The organism is Nocardia anaemiae NBRC 100462 (genome assembly GCF_001612725.1).
In the GTDB taxonomy this organism is placed as follows: domain Bacteria; phylum Actinomycetota; class Actinomycetes; order Mycobacteriales; family Mycobacteriaceae; genus Nocardia; species Nocardia anaemiae.
Genome location: NZ_BDAZ01000001.1, coordinates 193669 through 213686 on the forward strand (window position 1 = coordinate 193669; position 20018 = coordinate 213686).

Genomic DNA, 20018 nt, shown 5'->3' on the forward strand with positions numbered 1-20018 from the left:
AGATCGAAAAGCCCGGCACGCGTGGCGTGCCGGGCTTTTCGGCTATCTCAGGCGAGTTCGCGCTGCAGGTTCGCGAGCACCTCGGCCTGAATCTTCTTCAGCCCCAATGGCGCGAAGATCCCCTCGAAGATTCCCGCGATACCGCCCGCACCCTTCCACGACGTGCGCAGCGTGACCTGCGAACCCGTGCCGTCCGGCGTCACGGTCCAGGTGTTCACCAGCGTCGAATTCGAATCACGTTCGGTCACAATGGAATCCGATACCGACACGACCGCGTGCACGTTGCGGGAACGCTTCTCGGTGGCCTGCAGGGTCCATTCCGCGACGGTACCCGCGCCCTGACCACCCTCGACCACCTTGTAGTCGCGGTAGTGCGCGGAGAGGATGCGCGGACGCACCTTCTCGTAATCGGCGATGGCCTCGAGTGCGCGCTGCGGATCCGCCGCGACGGCGATCGAACTGCTGGCGCTGACCTGTCCCACGATGAGCTCCTTGTCCGGCTGCTGACCTTTTCGAGCGACCTGCGAACAATCGCTACGGTTGCTTCCTATCCTGCCCTGTCCCCGCAGTCTCGTGGCGCCCAGGTCGGGTCCGCGCGCCGCGATGTTGATCACCGCACGCCGACCGGTCCACACTGTTAGGCTTCCGGATCAGATTGCGCCGGAGGGGATCCATGCAATACATCGTGCGAAACGGGTGTTCGAAACCGCCCGGACCACCGCCGGACTGACACGGCGAGTCCTGGGTATTCCCGATGCAACAGATGCGTGACATTTATCCCTCGTCGGTGACCTCGCAGTGGCTTGTGTTACCGGTGCGTACTAGCGTCGAGGAGTGGCAGTGAGTCTGTTGGGGAAGGCCGGACACGCATCGGCCGCACACGAATCAGGGTTCGCCGCGCACCGAGCGGGTGTGGACCGACTGTTGGCCAGTTACCGCGCAATACCCGCGAACGCCAACGTGCGACTGGCCAAGAAGACCTCGAATCTGTTCCGGGCCAGGGCCAAGAACACCGCCCCCGGACTGGATGTTTCCGGACTCGCGAAGGTCATCGCGGTGGACGCCGATGCCAAGACCGCCGACGTCGCCGGGATGACCACCTACGAGGATCTGGTAGCCGCGACCCTGCCCTACGGCCTGGCTCCGCTGGTGGTGCCGCAGCTCAAGACGATCACCCTCGGCGGCGCGGTCACCGGCCTCGGCATCGAATCGAGCTCGTTCCGCAACGGCCTGCCGCACGAGTCGGTGCTGGAGATGGATGTGCTGACCGGGGCGGGCGAGATCATCACCGCGACCCCGGACGGCGAGCACGCGGACCTGTTCCGCGGCTTCCCGAACTCCTACGGCACCCTTGGCTATTCGGTCCGCCTGAAGATCGAACTGGAGACCGTCCAGCCCTATGTGGCGCTGCGGCATATCCGCTTCCACGATCTGCGCGAATTGGAGTCCACGCTCGCCCGGATCGTCACGGACAAGAGCTATGACGGTGAGCGCGTCGACTACCTCGACGGCGTGGTCTTCACCGCCGACGAAAGCTATCTGACGCTTGGCCGTCAGACCGACGAACCGGGCCCGGTCAGCGACTACACCGGCATGGACATCTACTACCGGTCCATCCAGCATGATTCCGACCGGCCCAAACGCGACCGGCTGACCATTCACGACTATCTCTGGCGCTGGGACACCGACTGGTTCTGGTGCTCGCGCGCGTTCGGCGCCCAGAACCCCACGATCCGCCGGTTCTGGCCGAAGCGCTACCGGCGCAGCAGCTTCTATTGGAAGCTCATCGCACTCGATCACAAGTACGACATCGGCGACAAACTGGAAGCCCGCCAGGGCAATCCGCCGCGCGAGCGTGTGGTGCAGGACATCGAAGTTCCGGTCGAGCGGACCGCGGATTTCGTCGAATGGTTCCTGCGCGAAATTCCGATCGAACCGATCTGGCTGTGCCCGCTGCGACTGCGCGAAAACGGCGCATCGAACGCGGGACGGCCATGGCCGCTGTATCCGCTGCAACCGAACCGTACCTACGTCAATGTCGGATTCTGGTCCGCGGTGCCGACCGTCGCAGGTCAGCAGGAGGGTAAGGCCAACCGCGCGATCGAACAGACCGTCACCGAGTTCGACGGGCACAAATCCCTGTACTCGGATTCGTATTACGGCAAGGATGAATTCGCGGCCCTGTACGGCGGCGAGATCTACACCGATTTGAAGAAGCGCTACGACCCGGACCAGCGACTGCTGGATTTGTATTCGAAGGCGGTGCAACGCAAATGACTACATTCAAGGACCGTTCCGATGTCTTCGCGGACCTCGGGACAAAACTCAGCATTGCCGAGATCTTCGAGACGCTGATCGACGGCGAGATTCCGATTCGGCTCACCGCCTACGACGGCAGCACGACCGGGCCACAGGATTCGGAATACAGCCTGGAGATCAAGACCCCGCGCGGCATCAACTACCTCGCCACCGCACCGGGTGATCTCGGCATGGCCCGCGCCTACATCTCCGGCGATATGACCGCCACCGGCGTGCACCCCGGCGACCCGTACGACATCCTGAAGGCGATGGACGGCCTGAAGTTCCGTCGACCGTCGGCGCTGGCACTGGTCACCATCGCCCGCTCGCTCGGGTGGGAGCGGCTCAAGCCGATCGCACCGCCGCCGCAGGAGACGCTGCCGCGCTGGCGCCGGATCGCGCTGGAGGGCCTGCGGCACTCCAAGACTCGCGATGCCGAGGCCATCCACCACCACTACGACGTCTCCAACACCTTCTACGAATACGTCCTCGGCCCCTCGATGACCTACACCTGCGCGACCTACGGGGACGAGAACTGGACCCTTGAGCAGGCCCAGGAGAACAAGTACCGCTTGGTCTTCGACAAGCTGCGGCTGAAGGAAGGCGACCGACTGCTCGATATCGGCTGCGGCTGGGGCGGTATGGTGCGCTACGCGGCCAAGCGCGGCGTCAAGGTCATCGGCGCGACCCTATCCGCGGAGCAGGCGGAATGGGCCCAGCAGAAGATCGCCGAACAGGGGCTGTCCGATCTCGCCGAGGTGCGCCATTCCGATTACCGCGATATCCCGGAGGTCGGCTTCGACGCCGTCTCCTCGATCGGTCTGACCGAGCACATCGGCGTGCACAACTATCCGTTCTACTTCGAATACATCAAGAGCAAGCTGCGCGATGGCGGCCTGTTCCTGAACCACTGCATCACCAGGCCGGACAACACCCGGACCACCAAGGCCGGTGACTTCATCGACCGCTACGTCTTCCCGGACGGTGAGCTGATCGGCTCCGGCCGGATCATCTCCGAGATCCAGAATGTCGGCCTCGAGGTGATGCACGAGGAGAACCTGCGCGAGCACTACGCGCTCACCCTGCACGAATGGTGTAAGAATCTGGTCGCCAACTGGGATGCCTGCGTCGAAGAGGTCGGCGAGGGCACCGCGAAGGTGTGGGGCCTGTACATGGCCGGTTGCCGACTCGGCTTCCAGCGCAATGTGGTTCAGCTGCACCAGGTGCTCGGCGTCAAGCTCGGTCCGAACGGCGAATCGGGTCTGCCGCTGCGCCCGTGGTGGCAGCCGTAATCAGCGACCGATACTGCCCGTCCTAGCCCAGGAGTTCATCCAGGAACAGGGCGGGCAGCGTCGGCTCGCCGGGTTGTCCCGGCGTCGTACGCATTTCGGTGCGCAGCACGCGCAGGATGCCGAGCACGCCGGGTCCCGCATCCAGAAGCGGCATGGTCCAACCGTGTTCGGCGCAGGTGGCCGCCGCGGGCAGCAGCAGTCCGGTGGCCTCGCCGACCCAGCCGGAGGCGGCCAGACATTCCGCGAGCAGCAGCACAGTATCCAATTCCGCACGGGGACGGTGCTTTTCGACCATGCGAGCGTGTAGCGCGCGGGCCCGGCGCACCGCGCGATCATCGGCGTGCAGCTGACGTTCGGCCAGCAGCGCGCGGATCGCGGCGAGCTCCTCCGCCTCGGCGGCCAGCGCCGCCGCGCCCGTCATCCGATGGGCGTGGTGGATGGTTCCGGAGATATCCGATTCGTATCCGGTCGCGGCGTCGGCGACCCGCCGGGCCGCGGTATCGGTCAGCAATCCCAGGCGCAGCCGTTCGGCGCGGATATGCGCGGCGAGCCGGATCAGCCTGTTATCGGCGGCGATACGGTCACCCTCGTCGAGCCGGGCTGTGGCGGTGTACAGATCGCCGAGCGCGGCCTTGACCCTGGCACCGACCACGAAGGTGGAAATCAGAAAGTCCACCGGCCCTACCCGGGTGACCAGCTGATGGCTGTCGTCGAGCAGTCGATCGGCGGTATCCAGATCGCCGCGGCGGTAACTCAATTCGCCGAGTAGCGCCGCGGCGACCCGGACCGCATCGGAGCGCGGTCCCGACTTCTCCCGCGCGGTCTGCCACGCCTGCTGGAAACAACTTGTGGCAGTGGCGATATCGAGCTGTTCATAGGCCGCGGCACCCGTGCCGCACAATCCGAATACCTCGCCGAGCGGATCCTTGGACCGGGCGTGATACGGCTGCGCCCATTCCTGGATTTCGCGCGCACCGTCGAAATCGAATTCGCAAAGGCGCACGAACGACGTCAGATTCGCGGCGGTCGATACGGTCCAGGCGGGTAGTTCATCGGGTTTCTCCATGCATTCGGCCACCCGATCGAGCACGCCCTCAGTATGGTCACGCGCGATCTGATCCGCCGCCGCGAGCACCACGGCCTGGCAGCGCTGCCGATCCGCATCGTCATCGGTGGACGAGCCGCGCGCCAGCACATTGGACAGTCGGCCCAAGGCCGCGCGCGCCGCGGCGGGCTGCTGCAGATTCACATTCGCCCTGGCCACGGCCATCAGGAGTTTGGAACGCGAAGCCACCTGCTGCACCGGCAGTTTCGATACCGTCCCGAGCAGCGTGGCGAGGCGGGACTTATCGATCAGGTCCATGCCGCCGCTCTCGAGTAGATCCAGCGCCATCTTCAGATCCGTCGCCGCGAGGGCGTGATCGACCGACTTGCGCAGCAAATTATGTTCGGCATACCAGCGAGACGCCTTGCGGTGCAATGCCTTCAACCTGGCCGGATCGGCGCGCTCCAACCGCGCCCGCAGATGTTCGGCGAACAGCGGCTGCATCCGGAACCACTCGGGATCATGCGCGATCCGCCGGACGAACAACTCGCGCTGTTCGGCCTGCTCGAGCAGCGATTCCCCGTCCGGCTGCTCCGAAAGCGCCGAGGCCAGCGAACCGCTGACCCGCTCGGTGATCGAAATCGAGGTCAGGAAGTCGAGCATCTTGGGTTCGAGCGCGTCCAGGACGTTCTCGGCCAGATATTCGCGGATGCCGTGACTGCCCTCGGCGAGATTCGCGATCAAACGATCCGGATCGACATTGCCGCGCAACGACAAACTCACCAATTGCACCGCGGCAGGCCAGCCGTCGGTGGCCGTGTGGATCGCATCGATCTGGTTATCGGTGAGCGCGAAGCCATTGCGCTGCACCAGGATTTCCTCGGTCTCCGCGGTGGTCAGGCGCAAGGCCGAGGAGCCTATCTCGACCAGTTCGTCGTGCACCCGCATCCGGCTGGTCGGCAAACCCGACTGCTCCCGGCTGGTCACCACGAAGCGCAGATGGTGACATCCGTTGTCCAACAACCCATCCATCGCCCGCCGCGCACCCGAATCGGTGACCCGGTGCCAGTCGTCCACTATCACCACGACGGTGGTTCCGCTGGCGTGGATCTCATCGATCAGCGTGGCGATGACATAGGCGACCGCATCGGCGGGCCGTTCCTCGAGCACCTGATCCAAACCCTCGCCGATATCCGGGCGGACCCGGCGGATCGCCTGGATGAGATGGGCCAGGAACCAGATCTCGTTGTCGTCGTCCTGGTCCACACCGAGCCAGGCCACCGGGACCCCGCCATCGGCCAGCTCATTTCGCCATTGCGCGGCCACCGTGCTCTTGCCGAATCCGGCCGGTGCGTGGATCAGCGCGAGTCGGCGGCGGCCACCGGCGCGCAGCGTGTCGAGCAGGCGCGGGCGCGGCACCGGTTCGCGGGCGGGGGTCGGCGGACGAAATTTCGTCGCCGCTGTCGGGGGCAGGGTCGGCGCCGAGGTCGAGATGGCCGGGTGCTGGGATACCGCGGGACGCAATGTCAACGGCCAACTGCGGCGCGCGGTAACCGCCGGTCGCGTCACCGTCACGTCGGCCGCGTTCGGATGTTCGGTCTCCTCCGGCGCCACCACCGAGGTATCCAGCAGCGCCATCTCATCGGGCATCTGATCGTGCTCGCGCTGCACGGTGCGCAGCAGCTCGCCGAACTCGAAAGCCGAAGCAGGCCGGTTTGCCGGATCGGTGTCCATCGCATGCTGGATGGCTTCGGCGACATCGTCGGGGATGTCGGGGCCGTGCAGATCCGGCACCGGCTGGGTGGTGATCCGCAGGAATTGCGCGACGACCTTCTCCCCCGATTGCCGTTCGAAGGCGGCATGACCGGTCAGCAGGGCGAACAGCGTCGAGCCGAGTCCGTACACATCGGAGCGGACGGTGGGATCGTCGCCCTTGAGCACCTCGGGCGCGGTGAAGGCGGGCGAGCCGGTGATCAAACTGCTGGAAGTACGGAAACCGCCCGGAATCCTGGCGATTCCGAAATCCGTCAACTGCGGTTCGCCGTACGCGCTGAGCAGGACATTCGCCGGTTTGACGTCGCGATGCAGAATCTGGGCCCGATGCGCGCTCTCGATCGCGCCCGCCAGCTTCACCCCGGCCCGCAGGGAGTCCGCCCAAGTGAGCGGGCCCTGGTCCCGAATGAGCTTTTCGAGCGAGCCGCGGGTGCAGAAGGGCATCACGATGAACGGCTGACCGGTCGGGGTGACATCGACCTGCAGGATGTCGACGATATTCGGATGGCCGGACAACCGGCCCATCGCCTGCTCCTCGCGCAGGAATCGTTCCCGGCTCTCGGCATCGATCTCCGAGGAGAGCACCTTGACCGCGACGACCCGGTCCAATGCGTACTGGACACAGCGGTACACCACCCCGAACCCGCCCCGGCCGATCTCGACCGCATCCGACAGTCCCATCGCCTCCAACTCGTCGACGATATCGATGGGCGCATGTCGCTGTGTGTCCGATTCGGCCGGATTCGATCCGGCGTTTGCCTTGCCCGAACGCATCTGTGGATTCATGTGACCACCTCGAATTCACATCGAATCGGCGTCACCGGCGACCGAGAAACACACGGACATCGGGCATCGCGAAACGATCTCGCGATGCCCGATATGTCACGCATACTCCAACGTAGCGCGGTATCAACCCCAGTGGGTGGCTTTCCAAACAGCCTGGCTCCAGCGGCCTCAGCGCTCGGCAGCCGGGCGGGCGGCGGGGGTGGACAGGTAGGTGATGCGTTCCATGAGCTTGTTGCGCTTGGTGTTCTGGAACGCGGCGATCAGCCAGCGACCGTCGCGACGGACCATGGTGTAGGTCTGGGTCTTGGTGAGCTGCTTCGGCTTGCCCTTGTAGGTGTCGCCGTGGCTGTTGACCACCGCGGTGTCGGGGCCGTAGAAGCGGATGTCGACGATGTCGTCGGCCAGCCGGGTGCCCTTCAGGACGCTGCCGAACAGGGCGCGATGCGAGGCGACGATATCGGCGCGACCGCGGTAGAGGGTGCCGAGAAAGCTTGTGTAAGTGGCGTCTTCGGTAAAGACGGTGCCGTAGGCGTCGGCATCGCCGCGGCCCCAAGCGTCGACCAATTCCGCGAGTACGGCCTCGATCGCTTGGGTGTCATTGCTGTTCATTTCGTCCTCCATGCTAGATTTCTTCTTAGAAGAGCTTTCTTCGTTTAAGAAGTTTCTTCGTTGAAGAAGAGATTAGAAGATGGAGGTATCCGTGTCAACACCGCCGATGCGCAAGGACGCGAGCCAGGTCTACCGCCGCTACCTCAGCGCGGTCATGCTGCACGGACAGGCAGGCGCGCGCGCCGTCGACCTGGGCGCGACGGACCTCTACGCCCTGAACATCCTGGAACTCAACGGCGCCATGACGCCCGGCGAACTGGGCGCGCGCAGCGGTCTGACCACCGGTCCGACCACTCGTCTCATCGATCGTCTGGAAGACGCGGGCTATGTACGCCGCGTCCCGGTCCCCGGCGACCGCCGCAAGGTCATCGTCGAATTGATCGACAAGCCAGCCGATCTCGACGAGATCCTGGCCCCCGCCCGCCGCGCCATCGGCGAAATCATCGGCAGCTATTCACCCGAACAGCGCGAAGTGCTCTTCGACTACTTCACCCGCGCCGCCGACGCGTACTACCAGGCCGCCGAGGACCTGCGCCCCAGCTGAAACGCCGCGACCACTGGACAACCGGTGCCACGATCGCCGACGCCCGAAACGGCGAAAGCCCGCCACCGCGAAATGCGGTGACGGGCTTGCCGTCAGTGAGTTGCCGCGAGACTACTTGCGCAGCGAGGCTGGGACCTCGAAACGCTCGCCGTAGGTCTTGGCGAGGTAGTCGGCGCGCTCGACGAAGGCCGCCTGGCCGCCCGGGTAACCGACGATGAACTGGTGCACACCACCGGTCCAGGCCGGGAAGCCGATGCCGAAGATCGAGCCGATATTGGCGTCGGCGGTGGTGGTGAGCACACCCTCGTCGAAGCACTTCTGGGTCTCGATCGCCTCGATGAACAGCATGCGGTCGATCAGATCCTGCAGCGGCGCACCGAAACCGGCGGTGGTCTTGAAGTGCTCGCGTAGTCCGGGCCACAGGCCGAGGCGCTTGCCGTCCTCGTCGTACTCGTAGAAACCGGCCTTGCCCAGACGACCCGGGCGACCCTGCTCGACCAGGTAGTCGATGACATCCTGGGCCGGATGCCGCTTCACACCGAGGGTGTTGTCACCCTTCTCGGCGGCCTCGAGGGTCTCCTTGGCGATCTTCTGCATCAGCGTCAGGTTCAGCTCGTCCGACAGCTGCAGCGGCGCGGCCGGGTAGCCCGCCTGCAGACCGGCCTGCTCGATGGTCGCGGGCTCGATGCCCTCGTTCAGCATGGCGATCGCCTCGTTGACGAAGGTGCCGATCACGCGCGAGGTGAAGAAGCCGCGGCTGTCGTTGACGACGATCGGGGTCTTCTTGATCGCGAGGGTGTAGTCGAACACCCTGGCCAGCGCCTCATCGGAGGTCTTCTCACCCTTGATGATCTCCACCAGCGGCATCTTGTCGACCGGCGAGAAGAAGTGGATGCCGATGAAGTCCTCCTGGCGCTTCACACCGGTCGCCAGACCGGTGATCGGCAGAGTGGAGGTGTTGGAGCCGAGCAGCGCGTCCGGGGTGACGATGTCCTCGATCTCCTGGAACACCTTGTGCTTGAGCTCGGTGTTCTCGAAGACCGCCTCGATGACGAAGTCGACACCGGCGAAGTCGGCGGCGTCCGCGCTCGGGGTGATCCGGTCGAGCAGCGCCTTGGACTTCTCCTCGGTGGTCTTGCCGCGCGAGAGGGCCTTGGCCTCGATCTTCTCGGAGTAGTTCTTACCGCGCTCGGCCGCCTCGATGGTGACGTCCTTCAGCACGACCTCGTAGCCCGCCTTGGCCGAGACGTAGGCGATGCCCGCGCCCATCATGCCCGCGCCGAGCACGCCGACCTTGCGGATCTCCTTCTTCGGGACATCCTTTGGCCGCGAACCACCGTTGTTGATCGACTGCAGGTCGAAGAAGAACGCCTGGATCATGTTCTTCGCGACCGGGCCGGTCAGCAGCGAGACGAAGTAGCGCGATTCGATCAGCGACGCGTTGTCGATGTCGACCTGCGAACCCTCGACCGCGGCCGCCATGATGGCGCGCGGTGCGGGCATGTTGGTGCCCTTGAGCTGCTTGCGCAGGTTGGCCGGGAAGGCCGGGAGGTTGGCGGCGAAGGCCGGGCTGGACGGAGTGCCGCCCGGAATCTTGAAGCCCTTCTTGTCCCACGGCTGCACGCCGCCCTCGGGGTTGGCCTTGATCCACGCCTTGGCGGCGGGCACCAGCTCCTCGACCGAGCCGACGACCTCGTTGATCAGGCCGAGCTCCTTGGCCTTGGCCGGACGGTACTTGTTGCCCTGCAGCAGGAACTGCATGAGCGCGCCCTGCAGGCCGAACATGCGCACGGTGCGGATGACACCGCCACCGGCGGGCAACAGGCCCAGGGTCGCCTCGGGCAGGCCGAGCTGCACGCCCGGCACATCCGCGGCAATCCGGTAGTGGGTCGCCAGGGTGATCTCCAGGCCGCCACCGAGGGCGGCGCCGTTGATCGCCGAGACAACCGGCTTGCCCAGGGTCTCCAGCCGACGCAGCGCCGACTTGATGGTGCCGAGCTCCTCCATGAGGGCCTGGCCGTCTTCCGGGCCGACCTTCATCATGTTCTTCAGGTCGCCGCCCGCGAAGAAGGTCTTCTTCGCCGAGGTGATCACCACGCCGGTGATGCTGTCCTTCTCGGCCTCGAGCCGGTCGACGGTGGCGGTCATCGACTTCTTGTACAGCTCGTTCATCGTGTTGGCGCCCTGGTTCGGGTCGTCCATCGTCAAAACGACGATGCCGTCCGAATCCTGCTCCCAACCGATCATGTTGGTCTCACTCACAGCTCTGTGTCTCCTTGAATTCTCAGCTGTCGGTTGGGTTAGACGCGCTCGATGATCGTGGCGACGCCCATGCCGCCACCGATGCACAGGGTGATCAGCGCGTAGCGGCCGTTGCGGCGCTCCAGCTCGTCGACCATGGTGCCGGTGATCATCGCGCCGGTGGCGCCCAGCGGGTGGCCCATCGCGATGGCGCCACCGTTGACGTTCAGCTTCTCGTCCGGGATCTGCAAATCCTTCTGGAACTTCAGAACCACGGAGGCGAAGGCCTCGTTGATCTCGACCAGGTCGATGTCGTCGAGGGTCAGGCCCGCCTTGGCCAGCGCCTTCTTGGCGGCCGGGGTCGGACCGGTCAGCATGATGGTGGAGTCGGCGCCGCTGGTGGCGGTCGCGACGACGCGCGCACGCGGGGTCAGGCCGGAGGCCTTGCCCGCCTCTTCCGAGCCGACCAGCACCAGCGCGGCACCGTCGACGATGCCCGAGCTGTTGCCGCCGTGGTGCACGTGGTTGATCTTCTCGACGAAGTGGTACTTCTGCAGCGCCACGGCGTCGAAGCCGCCCATCTCGCCGATCACGGCGAACGAGGGGTTCAGCTTGGCCAGGTCCTCGGCGGTGGTGCCGGGACGCATGTGCTCGTCGTTGTCGAGCACGACGAGGCCGTTCTGGTCCTTGACCGGAACGATCGACTTGGCGAAGTAGCCGCCGGTGGTGGCCTTGGCGGCGAGCTCCTGCGAGCGCACGGCGTAGGCGTCCACGTCATCGCGGGAGAACCCCTCGATGGTGGCGATCAGGTCGGCGGAGATACCCTGCGGCACGAAGTAGGTGTCGTAGTTGGTGGCCGGGTCCAGTGCCCAGGCGCCGCCGTCGGAGCCCATCGGCACGCGGGACATCGACTCCACACCACCGGCGATGACCAGGTCGTCGAAGCCGGAGCGAACCTTCTGCGCGGCCAGGTTGACGGCCTCGAGGCCGGAGGCGCAGAAGCGGTTGAGCTGGAAGCCACCGACGGTGTCGGGCAGTCCGGCCACGGTCACGGCGGTGCGGGCGATATCGGCGCCCTGGTCACCGACCGGCGCGACGACACCAAGGATCAGGTCGGAGATCCGGTCCTCGTCGAGGTTCGGGAAACGGCCGCGCAGCTCCTGGATCAGACCAACAGTCAGATCGATCGGCTTGACCGAGTGCAGCGAACCGTTCTTCTTGCCGCGTCCGCGCGGGGTGCGGATGGCCTCGTAAATGTAGGCCTCTGTGGTCATATCGGAGTGTTCCTTCCTTAAGGGTGCGGCGGCCGAACATTCGTCCGTCCATGCGAGTGACCTCGCCGACCGGTCCGGGGACCGACCGTCCTGACGCTGTACAAAAGTCGACAAGCAGCGGCGATGACGAGCACTTTGTACACGCATGCCTGCGCATACCATAGAACTTCGCCATACTGCGGCTCGCGGCCACCCGTCCATACTACCGTCGAGTGCGAACTCCGGTTAACTTAACGTCCAGTGAACGAGGGTTGTCAACCGTCCAGACGTGTGGCACCCAGCTCACTTTTGAGCAACTCCAGGGCCACCTCATCCGGGTCGCGCCGATCCCCCGGCGCCACCGGGGTTTGCGATTCGGCCAGCATCTCCTGCTCCTCCTCCGGGGTGGAGGGCGGCGGGACGCCATCGATCGGGGGATAATCCATCGGGCCGGGGTCGTCCGGTAGATCCGGGAAATCGGGCGGCGGAATATCGTCGTCGCCGCGGAACGACCGCGTGTCAGCACTCGGCGCGGGCCGCTGACCAGCACCCGCCGTCGGATCGGCGGCCGCCCTGGCCTGACTCGGCCGCGAGAACCGCGGCGGCGCGGGCGCATCCGAACCGCGTCCGGCCGGATTGCCGGATTCACGCCCCGGCGCATTCGCGCCCTGTTGCCCGCCCTGACCACGCCCTCTCGCCTTCGGCGCGGCAGCCGCAGGCCGCGGCGCGGCCCCGCCCGCCTCCCAGCGCACCGGATGATCGCTGCCGAGCACGGCCCGCACCGCCGACCGCACCGCCTCCACATTCCGCGGATCCGACAGCCGCTGCGCCAACGGCGCATGCTGATGCGCGAATACGATCACCTCCCCCTCGATCCGCGCCACCGACGCCCCCGACAGCAACGCCTGCACCGTAGGCCCGAACTCCCGAACCTTCGCCCGAATCTCCCCCCAGGCCCCCTCCACCGCCCGCAACAAATCCGCATCCCCTTGCCCCCCAGCCTCGTCCCCGAGACCCTGCGCATCGCTCTTCTGCACGCTCCCGTGCTGCACGGCGGCTCGCTCGGACTGCTGAGCCGAAACCGACTGCGCGGCGTCCGCACCCCCCTGGTCGGCGATCCGAACTTCGGCAGTCGGGTCGGATGGTTGAGCCGAAATCGACTGCGCAGCTTCCGAATTCGACGGTATTGCCGAATCTTCGACCCCCGCGTAGTCGCGCTGCCGGGGTGTAGTTGCCTCCGAGACCGCCTGCGTCCCTTCGGTTTCCAGCAATCCGGCGGCATCCTGCGAACCCGCGGCACCAGCAAACTCGGTCTCACCCCGGCCGGGCGCGACGGTTCGATCCACTTCGACAGCAGCAGACGAGGTGGAGACCTCGCCCTGAGCGGCATCGACCGAAGCAGCGCCAGCACCCGGTGCAGCATCGAAGCGCGCTTGTCCCGAGGACGCCGCGTCGACGGGTGCGCCGCCTGTCCCGGCGGAGGCATCCACTCCGGTCGGCTCTATCGCGTCTAGTTGTCCAGTGCTCGAATCACGGTCGACAGGTGTGGGAATCTGAGCCGCAGCCGTCGGCGCCTCGCCGCGCTCCACTGTCGAATCGCCCGGCACGAAAGCGAATCCGGCCCCCGCGTCACCTTGCCCCGCGCTCTGCCCGGTAGCCGAATCCTGGCGCTCGACCGCGGTCTCCGCTGCCGAAGTCTGTGCATCGGGCTGGGCCGGACCAGTCGTTGGGCCGGAGTCCGCGCGGTTGGCGTCCTTCTCACGGCGGGCCGCGGCGAGGATTTCCGCGCCTCGGCGGCGTGGGGGTTCGTTGGCGGCGCGGGCCGACTGAGCCGTGGCGGGTGCCGAGTCGGAGGGCTGGGTGGGGGCGACAGTTGGGGTGATCGCTCCGGTGGCAATGCCGCGTTCGAGGCGCTCCAGGCGTTGCAGGGTTGCCGATTCGGCATCGGAGACCGATGGGAGGAGCATGCGGGCGCAGATGATTTCGAGTAGCAGCCGAGGGGCGGTGGCGCCGCGCATTTCGCCGAGGCCCTCGTGCAGGAGTTCGGCATGTCGGGCCAGGGTGGCCGGACCGGCGCGTTCGGCCTGTTCGCGCATGCGGTCCAGGACATCGCCGGGGCCGGAGACCAGGCCGCGGTCGGCGGCGTCGGGGACTGCCTGCAGCAGGATCAGGTCACGCAGGCGCTCGAGGAGGTCGACGGCGAAGCGGCGCGGATCGTGACCCGCCTCCATGACGCTATCGATGGTGCCGAAGAGAGCGGCGCCATCGCTGGCGGCGAGCGCGTCGATCGCGTCGTCGATCAGCGCGACATCGGTGACGCCGAGCAGCGAAACCGCCCGCGAATAGGTGACGCCCTCGGATCCGGCGCCCGCGAGCAGCTGGTCGAGCACACTCAGACTGTCGCGCGGTGACCCTCCGCCCGCGCGAATCACCAACGGGTACACCGCCTCCTCGACCGGCACCTGCTCCTGCTCGCAGATCTTGCCGAGCAGTCCGCGCATGGTGGCGGGTGGCAGCAGCCGGAACGGGTAGTGGTGCGTACGCGAGCGGATGGTGGGCAGCACCTTGTCCGGCTCGGTGGTGGCGAAGATGAAGATCAGGTGGGCGGGCGGCTCCTCGACGATCTTGAGCAGCGCGTTGAACCCGGCCGTGGTGACCATATGCGCCTCGTCGACGATGAACACCCGATACCGCGACTCCGCGGGCGCGTAGAAGGCCCGATCACGCAGTTCCCGGGTGTCGTCGACACCGCCGTGACTCGCGGCGTCCAGTTCGATCACATCGAGATTGCCCGGACCGCCCGGACCGAGCGCGACACAGGACGGGCAGACACCGCACGGTGTCGAAGTCGGACCCTGCACACAGTTCAACGAGCGCGCGAGGATGCGCGCCGAGGAGGTCTTGCCGCAGCCCCGGGGACCGGAGAACAGATAGGCATGACTGATGCGACCGGTGTCGAGCGCGGTACTCAGCGGGTCGGTGACGTGCTCCTGACCCACCACTTCAGCGAACGTTGCCGGTCGGTACTTCCGGTACAGAGCCACGGCCAGAGGTTACCGGCGCCCACCGACAAAGCCCATTCCCCTCGACCGACAGGCCGGGCGCGGCGTGCTACCGGGCGTTTCGCACAAGCTATGTGATGCAGATCACAGGATGCGCAAACCTTTGTTAGCCCCCACTGATCAGCCGCGAAGGCGGCAATGCCGGAGCAATCGAAGATCGAGAACGGACGAACGGCGAACTTTGGCGCCCGTCCAGTGCACTTCAGGCCGATTAGCTGTACTCACGCCCCGGTTCGAGAGCCATTTGCGGAGATAACGAATCAATCAACCAGCATGACATCGACGCAATCGCCTGGCTACCGTGGTTATCGGCAACTTCGGTAGCCAAACCTTCATCAGGTTGGTGGCCCCGGCCGGTCCCTCATCCCGACCGGGGCACAACCTGAAAGCCCACAATTCCCGGCGCTTTTCGCCGATTCACACCACTTTCACCGGAGGAAATTTCCACCGTGCCGTCGTGTGACGACATCGCCGCCGCCTGGCTTTCGAGCACCGATTTCGCCGACGACCATGCCGCCGTCGACCTGCTCAGCCGGGCGATCAGCCCCCAGGACTTCGCGATCAAACGCGATTCGCTACCGGTGGCCGCGGCCGCCGATCCGTCGACCGCCGCCGCCATCCTCGAACTACTGGAACGCGGTCAGGTGCCGACCATGGCGGCGATCCGCACCCTCACGGCGCAGAACGAGATGCGCCGGGAGGCCGAACGCATCGAACGCCTCGGCCGACGTGCTCAGCGCAGTATCGATGACTTCGGGCGGATACTGGCCCGGCTGGCCGAGGACCATTGGATCGCCCACGGCACCGGCCCCACCCGACGTGACGTGCTGCAATCCGAACCGGTGATGGCATTGATCCGGGACCGGATCGGCGATATCGCCCCGACCGCGGTGAAACACCTCTGGTTGATCGAACGCGCACAGCGCGCCGGTTGGATCGCCTCCAACGCCAATCCCGGATCCCTCTGCGCCGCAAGGCGTTTCTACTCCGCGAAGTACGGCAATCGGGTTTCGCTGCGACCGGTCAATACGATCGGCACGATCGTTGCGACCTACCTGCGCGACTATCTGGCCGAAAACGACCGTCCGCCGCGCTGGTCCACCCTCGCCCACGACCTGCGCGACGACCGCGGCCGCCGGATCTTCCACGACACCGCCGACGCGCGGATCCAGCGCCGGTGGCTCACCACCGCCGAATGGATGGCCGAGCAGGAGGACCTGCCCGTGCCAGGGCGACGCGGCCTGCGCGCATTGGCCAAGAAGGCTCGGGGCTGAACTGTCTGGGCCGATAATCAGCGGCGATGTGAGCATTCGGTAACTTCTTCGCAACGCATATACGCGTGGAAGGAGTTACCCCGTGTCCTCAACCATCGATCCCGCGGCCACCGCCTGGCTGCTCATCAGCACGGCCCTGGTGCTGCTGATGACGCCCGCGCTGGCCATTTTCTACGGCGGGATGGTGCGCTCGACCGGCGTACTCAACATGCTGATGATGAACTTCATCGCGATCCCGCTGGTAACCGTGGTGTGGCTGTTGGCCGGTTACAGCCTGGCATTCGGCAACGACGCGGGCGGCGGCCTGATCGGCAATCTCGATCACTTCGCAATGGCGGGCATCGATCCGAATTCCGTACGGGGCACGATTCCGGAGCTGCTGTACGCCACTTTCCAGCTGACCTTCGCGATCCTGACCGCGGCGCTGGTCAGCGGTGCGATCGCGGACCGCGCGAAATTCGCGGGCTGGATGGTCTTCGTGCCGCTGTGGGCGCTTACGGTCTATGTGCCGATCGCGCATTGGGTGTGGGGTCCGGACGGCTGGCTGGCCTCCTTCGGCGCGCTCGACTACGCGGGCGGCATGGTCGTGGAGATCGCCTCCGGCGCCTCCGCGCTGGCGTTGGCACTGGTGCTCGGCCCGCGCATCGGCTTCAAGACCGATGCGATGCGACCGCACAATCTGCCGTTCGTGCTGCTCGGCGCGGGTCTGCTGTGGTTCGGCTGGTTCGGCTTCAACGCCGGTTCGGCGCTGACCGCGAATGGGGTCGCGGCAGCGGTATTCCTCAACACTCTGGTGGCGGGCTGTCTGGGCATGCTCGGCTGGCTCGCGGTCGAGCAGATCCGCGACGGTCGGCCGACCACCTTCGGTGCGGCCTCGGGTGTGGTGGCCGGTCTGGTCGCGATAACGCCTTCGTGCGGTTCGGTGAATACGCTCGGCGCGCTCGTCGTCGGCCTGACGGCCGGTGTGGTGTGCTCGTTCGCGGTCGGCTGGAAATTCAAGGCGGGCTATGACGATTCGCTCGATGTGGTCGGCGTGCACTTCGTCGGCGGCATCGTCGGCACACTGCTGATCGGACTATTGGCCAACCAGGTGATGACCGGTGGTGTCGAGGGCCTGTTCTACGGCGGCGGACTCGCCCAGCTCGGCAAGCAGCTGGTCGGCGTGCTGGTGGTCGCGGTGTACGCGTTCGCGGTCTCCTTCGTGCTGGGTAAGGCCATCGACCTGTTCCTCGGATTCCGGGTCAGCAAGGAAGACGAGATCGCGGGCATCGACTCCGTGCTGCACGCGGAGACCGCGTATGCCGAAGGCGTGCACGGACACTCGCCGCGACGCTTTGGTGATGGGCACTTCGGGCAGCCGCACGGTGGCGATCACTGATCGAGCTAGGACACTTCGTTCGAAGGCGCCTTCCAGGTGTTGCACTGGAACGTGCGGTCGTACTTGTGCCCCTGCGTAAACCAGTTGACCTGGTTCTGCCCTGTGCCGTGATCGCGCGCGTCACCCTGCCGGTCGCCGCGACCGAGGTGGTCCTGGGTGGCGTGGGTCAACTGCGCCACCGTGAAGACGCCATCGAAGGTCGATGTGCCGACGTACATTCCGGAGAAGCAGTCCGCCTCCAGCTCCATGCGGCGCGACAGCTCCAGTCCCTGCGCACTGCGGGTGCCCGCCTCGTTGCGTTCGGTGTTCATCCGCTGCGATATCCCGGAGAGCGCCTGCACATGATGACCATATTCGTGCGCGAAAAGCGCCAGGTAGATCACCACATCGTCGCCATACTTCTCGACCTGGATCTTATCCAGGGGCAGGTAGATCGTGTGGTTCGTCGAACAATAGAACGCCGCGAAGTTGCTACTCGCCGAAGTACACGGGGTTACCGCGTCCGCCGCCCGCGCGGGCACGCTCAGACTCGGACTGGAGAACGGCAGATTCGCCCCCTCTAAGACGGGACGCCACTTCTTGTCCAGGCAGTCGGCAGCGGCCTGGAAGAACCGGGTGGCCGCATCGGATGTGGCGGCCCAGGCCGGGTAGACGCAATCGACGTTGATCAGACCCGATTCATCGTCGCTGAACAGCGGATTCTCGCCCAGTTTCGCGACCGGTTGCGGCCCAGCCGGTTTCGTCGTGGTCGGTGCCGCGGCGCGGCTGGTGGTGGCGGCCGCGGCACGCGATGTCGGGCTCGGTGCGGAGGTCGACGAAGTCGGCGGGGTGTAGGTGTAGCTCGGCGTCGGCGGGGTGTATGCCGACGGGCGGTTGCGCTTCTTCTCGTTGTCGGCCGAAATCGCCGATGCGACAAAGAGTCCGACGACCAAGACGATGACCGTCAACAGGCCGAAAAGGGCACTGAGCGCCGCACCCGAACTCCGCCGCCTGGGCGGGTACGGACGCGGCGGATAACCCTGCCGCCGGTACGGCATCGGCGGACCGTACGGGGCCGCGTTGGATGGGTAGCCGAGCGGATAACCCGGTGGCGGGGCGTGTCCCGCCTGATGCCCCGGCAACTGCGGGTATCCGGCTCCGGGTTGATCGGGCACCTGCCATACGGGTTGCGACTGCGCTTCCGACTGCGGCTGGTGCACCGGCGTTGCTTGATACCCGGGCCGATGAGGTCCCGGTGGCGGGTACCCCGGTACCGGCTGATATCCGTGCGGCGTAGATCCAGTCGGCGGCTGTGATCCGGGCGGCGAACCATAGCCGTGCGGCGGCTGCGTCATCTGCTCACGAAACCGAACTGGCCGATGCGGTGAACGTATTGCACTGTGCCGCACGGTCTTTATCCACGCCGATCTCGAACCACGTGCCACCGTTCGCCGCGGTCCCGTGATCGCGCATATCGCCGCGCTGGTCGCCGCGGCCGCGCGCATCGCGGCGCGCGACGGTGATCTGCGCCGTGGTCAGCGAACCGCCATTGGCCGAGGAGCCGAGGTACATGCCGTCGAAGCAGTTGGCCTGCAATTCGATTCGGCGGGAGAGCTCCAGACCTCTGTCGCTGCGCACGCCCGCGTCGACGCGATCGCTATTGGCCTTGCGCAGGATTCCGGCCATGGCCTGGACGTGGTGGCCGTATTCGTGAGCGAAGACCGACAGGTAGACGATCCAGTTGTCCTTGAACAGGTCGGTCTGCAGCTGACTGAGCGGCATGTAGATCGTCTTGTTCGCCGGGCAGTAGAACGCGGCGAAATTACTGGTGGACCCGGTGCACGGCGTGGTGATGCCGTCCGTGGTCGCGCTGACATTCAGCGTCGGCGACTGGAAGGGCAGATTCTTCTGTGCCAGTACGGGTTTCCACGCCGATTCCAGGCAGGACGCGGCGGTCTCGAAGAACTTGCGCGCGGTGTCCACCTGGGTGCTCCACGGCGAGTACGAGCACTTCGCCGGGACCAATGTGGTGTTCGGATCGGTCAGCAGCGGGTTGGTTCCGGTCTCCGATACGCCGCCGTTCGAATCCGGGGTGTAGGTCATGCTCGCACCGGGGCCCGACGAGGTGCTGCTGTGCCTGCCGTGCGAAATCGCGCCCCGCACAAGACCACCCGCGACGACGAACACAACGATCAACAGCAGCGCGATCCATCCGCCGCCGCCGCTCTTGCGCTTCTGCGGTGGACGTCCGGGCGGACCGTAGGGCATCGGCGCGCGCTGTCCGTATCCGGGCGCTGGATAACCGGGCTGGCCGTAGCCCTGCGGCGCACCATAACCGGGTTGGCCATAACCGGGTGGATAACCCTGCTGGTGACCATAGCCGGGCTGCCCATAATGTGGCTGCCCCGGCGCGGGACGATATACGGGCTGCCCATATGGCGAGCCGGGACGCGGCGGAACCGGTTGTCCACCAGGCGGAACCGG

13 protein-coding genes are annotated in these 20018 nt (G+C 66.0%); 5 read left to right on the forward strand and 8 right to left on the reverse strand.

Going from position 1 to position 20018, the window contains the following annotated elements; all coding sequences use genetic code 11:
- Positions 1 to 47 precede the first annotated feature (47 nt).
- Positions 48 to 482 carry an SRPBCC family protein gene (locus NA5_RS00870; protein WP_062981254.1) on the reverse strand — a complete coding sequence of 145 codons (435 nt, stop codon included), beginning with the start codon at positions 480 to 482 and terminating at the stop codon, positions 48 to 50.
- 358 nt (positions 483 to 840) lie between these two features.
- Between NA5_RS00870 and NA5_RS00875 the strand changes: the two genes are divergently transcribed.
- Together NA5_RS00875 and NA5_RS00880 are read left to right on the forward strand one after the other, a co-directional pair.
- Entirely contained in the window at positions 841 to 2277 is a 1437-nt protein-coding gene (locus tag NA5_RS00875) for an FAD-binding oxidoreductase (RefSeq protein WP_062980786.1), read from the forward strand.
- Positions 2274 to 3590, forward strand: coding sequence for a class I SAM-dependent methyltransferase (locus NA5_RS00880; protein WP_062980788.1), 1317 nt, complete (start codon positions 2274 to 2276; stop codon positions 3588 to 3590). Before NA5_RS00875 ends, NA5_RS00880 begins: the two co-directional genes overlap by 4 nt.
- A 22-nt stretch (positions 3591 to 3612) precedes the next feature.
- Here the strand turns inward: NA5_RS00880 and NA5_RS00885 are convergent, their stop codons facing one another.
- Positions 3613 to 7194, reverse strand: coding sequence for a serine/threonine-protein kinase (locus NA5_RS00885; RefSeq protein ID WP_062980790.1), 3582 nt, complete (start codon positions 7192 to 7194; stop codon positions 3613 to 3615).
- A gap of 168 nt (positions 7195 to 7362) precedes the next feature.
- Positions 7363 to 7803 (reverse strand): SgcJ/EcaC family oxidoreductase, encoded by a 441-nt coding sequence (locus tag NA5_RS00890; protein WP_062981256.1) that lies wholly within the window; start codon positions 7801 to 7803, stop codon positions 7363 to 7365.
- A 91-nt stretch (positions 7804 to 7894) separates the two neighbouring features.
- Here NA5_RS00890 and NA5_RS00895 point away from each other — a divergent pair, with 91 nt between their 5' ends.
- Positions 7895 to 8347 (forward strand): MarR family winged helix-turn-helix transcriptional regulator, encoded by a 453-nt coding sequence (locus NA5_RS00895; RefSeq protein WP_218020028.1) that lies wholly within the window; start codon positions 7895 to 7897, stop codon positions 8345 to 8347.
- A gap of 111 nt (positions 8348 to 8458) precedes the next feature.
- On the opposite strand, the gene NA5_RS00900 is transcribed toward NA5_RS00895, so the two are convergent.
- From NA5_RS00900 to NA5_RS00910, 3 genes are all read right to left on the reverse strand, one after another.
- Positions 8459 to 10609: a 3-hydroxyacyl-CoA dehydrogenase NAD-binding domain-containing protein gene (locus tag NA5_RS00900; RefSeq protein ID WP_062980794.1), complete on the reverse strand. Its 2151-nt coding sequence runs from the start codon at positions 10607 to 10609 to the stop codon at positions 8459 to 8461.
- A gap of 38 nt (positions 10610 to 10647) precedes the next feature.
- Positions 10648 to 11862: an acetyl-CoA C-acetyltransferase gene (locus tag NA5_RS00905; RefSeq protein ID WP_062980795.1), complete on the reverse strand. Its 1215-nt coding sequence runs from the start codon at positions 11860 to 11862 to the stop codon at positions 10648 to 10650.
- Positions 11863 to 12116: 254 nt separating this feature from the next.
- On the reverse strand, positions 12117 to 14885 hold the full coding sequence (locus NA5_RS00910; protein ID WP_063813113.1) for a DNA polymerase III subunit gamma and tau: 2769 nt from the start codon (positions 14883 to 14885) through the stop codon (positions 12117 to 12119).
- A gap of 467 nt (positions 14886 to 15352) precedes the next feature.
- Here NA5_RS00910 and NA5_RS00915 point away from each other — a divergent pair, with 467 nt between their 5' ends.
- Both NA5_RS00915 and NA5_RS00920 read left to right on the forward strand, forming a co-directional pair.
- The gene (locus tag NA5_RS00915) at positions 15353 to 16177 is read left to right on the forward strand and encodes a hypothetical protein (RefSeq protein ID WP_062980797.1); all 825 of its coding nucleotides are present in this window, start codon (positions 15353 to 15355) and stop codon (positions 16175 to 16177) included.
- An 82-nt stretch (positions 16178 to 16259) separates the two neighbouring features.
- Positions 16260 to 17555, forward strand: coding sequence for an ammonium transporter (locus tag NA5_RS00920; protein WP_062980799.1), 1296 nt, complete (start codon positions 16260 to 16262; stop codon positions 17553 to 17555).
- A gap of 5 nt (positions 17556 to 17560) precedes the next feature.
- Here NA5_RS00920 and NA5_RS00925 read toward each other — a convergent pair whose 3' ends face one another.
- Positions 17561 to 18592 (reverse strand): neutral zinc metallopeptidase, encoded by a 1032-nt coding sequence (locus NA5_RS00925; protein WP_084483819.1) that lies wholly within the window; start codon positions 18590 to 18592, stop codon positions 17561 to 17563.
- 301 nt (positions 18593 to 18893) lie between these two features.
- On the reverse strand, positions 18894 to 19802 hold the full coding sequence (locus NA5_RS00930; RefSeq protein ID WP_062980803.1) for a neutral zinc metallopeptidase: 909 nt from the start codon (positions 19800 to 19802) through the stop codon (positions 18894 to 18896).
- Between the last annotated feature and the right edge of the window lie 216 nt (positions 19803 to 20018).

Bases quoted from the DNA above. Each gene is read 5' to 3' on its own strand.
- NA5_RS00930 (WP_062980803.1), bottom strand. From the start codon at position 19,802: ATGCCCTACGGTCCGCCCGGACGTCCACCGCAGAAGCGCAAGAGCGGC.
- NA5_RS00885 (WP_062980790.1), bottom strand. From the start codon at position 7,194: ATGAATCCACAGATGCGTTCGGGCAAGGCAAACGCCGGATCGAATCCG.
- NA5_RS00905 (WP_062980795.1), bottom strand. From the start codon at position 11,862: ATGACCACAGAGGCCTACATTTACGAGGCCATCCGCACCCCGCGCGGA.
- NA5_RS00880 (WP_062980788.1), top strand. From the start codon at position 2,274: ATGACTACATTCAAGGACCGTTCCGATGTCTTCGCGGACCTCGGGACA.
- NA5_RS00925 (WP_084483819.1), bottom strand. From the start codon at position 18,592: ATGCCGTACCGGCGGCAGGGTTATCCGCCGCGTCCGTACCCGCCCAGG.
- NA5_RS00890 (WP_062981256.1), bottom strand. From the start codon at position 7,803: ATGAACAGCAATGACACCCAAGCGATCGAGGCCGTACTCGCGGAATTG.